3 protein-coding genes are annotated in these 3,154 nt (G+C 57.5%); 2 read left to right on the plus strand and 1 reads right to left on the minus strand.

Translation table 11 applies throughout. The annotated features are described in order from the left end of the window. Nucleotides 1–91: 91 nt before the first annotated feature. A complete protein-coding gene (locus H5U08_RS13950) occupies nucleotides 92–1,453 on the minus strand; it encodes a twin-arginine translocation signal domain-containing protein (protein WP_297034271.1) in 1,362 nt (453 codons plus the stop codon). Nucleotides 1,454–1,651: 198 nt separating this feature from the next. On the opposite strand from H5U08_RS13950, the gene H5U08_RS13955 reads away from it, so the two are divergent. Then, nucleotides 1,652–2,095: a hypothetical protein gene (locus H5U08_RS13955; RefSeq protein WP_297034274.1), complete on the plus strand. Its 444-nt coding sequence runs from the start codon at nucleotides 1,652–1,654 to the stop codon at nucleotides 2,093–2,095. Between the two features lie 389 nt (nucleotides 2,096–2,484). Continuing rightward, a partial coding sequence (locus H5U08_RS13960) for a hypothetical protein (protein ID WP_297034277.1) occupies nucleotides 2,485–3,154 on the plus strand: 670 nt, incomplete at its 3' end.

The following is a 3,154-nucleotide window of genomic DNA, read 5'->3' on the forward strand; positions in this document are numbered from 1 at the left end:
TTGAGAATCGTTGTCAACAAGGGAGGGGAACCCAGGACGGGCCCCGGGCTCCCCTCGATTGAGTGCGTTACTTTGTCTTTAATATGCAGTTTCAGAATGCCTTTGTGAAGCCAGGCATCGCGATGGGATACCGTCCGTTTTCATCCGGCTGGACAGGCGCAGGATCGTCCAGGCTGGTCCACTTTTCCAGATCCGGTGCCAGCACCAGATCGGAATTGAGGGCCTGCTCCCAGGTCACCTCCTGACCCGACTCCACGGCCATCCGCCCCATGATCGCCGTGAGGCAGGACTTGGCACAGCGTTCGGTCTCGTTGTAAGGTTTGTCGTTTCGGATGGCGTCGAAGAGCAGATCGAGCTCACGCTGGTAGTGATTGCAGGGTGGTCCCTCGTATCGCCAGATCTCAGTATCGGCTGTTCGCAGATGGCCTTTGTAAAGCCGCGGGTCGGCAATTCCCTCGCCGAGCACGGCTGAGCCGCTGGCTCCATGGATCACGTCTCCAAAAAACCCCCAGCAATTGGCCATGTGTCGTCCCTGGGCAAACATCCGCGTCCCGTCCTTGAAGGTGTACTCGGCTGCGTAGTGGTCGAAGAGCTGATCGGGCTCTGTACGGACCTGACGTCCTCCCTGGCCCTGACAGGAGATCGGCCAATCTCCCTTCACCCAGCAGCATACGTCGATGTTGTGGATGAGCCAGTCCACCAGAAAGCTTCCGTTGAGCCAGGTGAAACAACTGTAATTGCGAATCTGATGGGCCAGTTCGCTTTCGCCGGGCCTTTTCGGACGGAATCCCACCGGTCCATGCATCCGGTAAGCCCAGGCTGTGATCACGGTGCCGATGGCTCCATCGTGAATCTTCTCGATGATCTGTTCCAATGGCAGGTAGTGGCGGCTCATCAAACCGCCCGCGATTTTGAGATTCTTTTGATCGGCAAGCTTACCCGCTGCCAGTACCCGACGAATCCCGGGGGCGTCCACGGCGAACGATTTCTCCATGAAAACATTCCGACCTTGCTGAACCGCATATTCGAGGTGGACCGGCCGGAACGCTGGCGGCGTGGCCAGCAGGACGACATCGCCCGGATTGATTGCATCGATAGCTTTTTTGTACGCGTCAAACCCGAGGAACTGCCGCTCGGGCGGAACATCCAGCTTGTCAGCGAAGTTCTTCTTGAGGTTGTTCAGGCTGGCCTTGAGGCGGTCCTCAAACACATCTGCCATGGCAACTAGTTTGACGGGACCAGGAGTCGAGAGGGCATTGGCAGCGGCCCCGGTTCCTCGCCCGCCGCATCCGACCAATGCTACCTGGATCAGGTGGCTTTCCCCTGCGTGGACCATCCGGGCAAGGGATCCGGTCGTCAGGAGCGCGGACGCCAGCGCCGAGGTCTTCAAGAAAGTTCGCCGATTGGAATGAGTAGAGTTACCCTGCGTGTTTTCGGGCGTGCGAGTACTCATGGGCGGGATCCTTTCTGGAGCAACCAGTAAAAAACGAAAGCGGCGACACATTCAACCCAATTTGCGGAATTTTTGATCCCTTGAGAATACTTATTCAGGCGTGGCGCGTCAACGTGCCGAGACTTGCATTGATTTTTGTCGCAACCAACTGGATAATATTGGCTGGGCGTGCTGTTAGCCATCGTCCGGTGGAGAAGGATGGACCGCAACTCTCGAACACGTGGCGTGACATGGCTCATTCTGCTGCTGTATCTTGGCAGCAGCGGTCTTGTATTTGAGCATGCCGGCTCGGTCACCGCAGCTCTGCCTGTCTGCGCAGCGAGGCTTCTTGAAAAAGACCGTGTGCTTTTTGAATGTCAGCAGGAATCGTGTGCGTCAGCCCAACCTGGCCAGGGGCTTGTTGGGCGTCACGCTGAAGCCACGGTGGCTCAAAAACAGCTTGCGGATCGGGATGGGGCAAGTCGCGTCCATTGTGCCTGTGCATGTGGGATCTGTGTTGTAGCGACTTGCCTTTATGTTCCCGCAGAGTCTGCAGGCGTCAGCCTGCCCCTGGAAGTGCACTGGGCCTATCTTGTCTTGAGCGAGCGTCGCACCGACTTTCCAACTGAAGAGCTTTTGCGACCTCCCCGGTCTCTTGTCTGAATGGACACCGCGAGCGGTCATTGGTCTCGTGAGTGCCCTGATCTCCCGGCGAATTCACGTCGATTTGGTGCGTGAAGTCTTTCACCGTCGGGACGCCGCTGGTGTCATCGTGGCGGCAGTTCGGTTTCAGATCGTGCATTGATTGGCAAGCGGCTGCAAGACCTTTTGCTGGCAGCTTTCAAAGGGCTTGAGAATGAACGCCATGGCACTCTACAGCCCCATCCCGATCCGTGCCGTTTTCAGCAGCCGATTGATGAGTCTCGATCAAACAGGGCGTGTGCCCACGCCATTTTCAGATTGCTAAACCGCACTCCAGTAGCCGCTGATTTGTTCAGCCGCAACGGAAATGCCTGCCAAGCAGTGCCGTCAAGACGATGAGGAAACATTCCATGCCAGAAAAAGTGATACCGGCGGACTCACGGGGAACGCCTGTTCGACGGTGGGCGTCCCGAGCGATGCAGGGGGTGCTCCAAGTGCTTGTCCTTGGCGGCCTTGTTGTCCTCGGAATATGGGGACACGAAACGGGCTGGCAATTTCAATCAGCACGGCGACATCAACCGAACGTCAAGGAAGATTCGGAGACACCGCGGATTCAGGTGCACTGGATGCCCCGGGAAGTTTTGCTCGGGAAATACTGTGCAACGCACGCGATCTATCTGTGTCCTTGTGCGGACGAGCAAGGAAACCCACATGGTCTCGACACATTGCAAACGAACACACATGTTAACGACGCTGCCCCGCCCGCGTGGGTGGGGGCCGTTCTGAAGCTCGATTCGCAGGACCAGTTAGGGGGGCAAACAATCACCACGGAACCGATCACCCCCCGGCCGTTTCGCGACGTGGTGCACGGCTACGGGCAACTAACGTTTTTTCCCGCCGATCAGGCGGAACTCAGGACACCGCTGTTCGGGACAGTGTGGCGACGACGAAAGAATCCATATGAGTGGGTTGCGGCGGGCGAGGTCATCGCGCTGATTGATTCTCCGGAACTGGTTCGGTTGAAAGGGGAATATCTCCAGGCCTGGATCGAGCACAAGGCAGCCAAACAAAAGGCCGAGA

This window comes from Thermogutta sp. (genome assembly GCF_014359955.1).
GTDB lineage: Bacteria > Planctomycetota > Planctomycetia > Pirellulales > Thermoguttaceae > Thermogutta.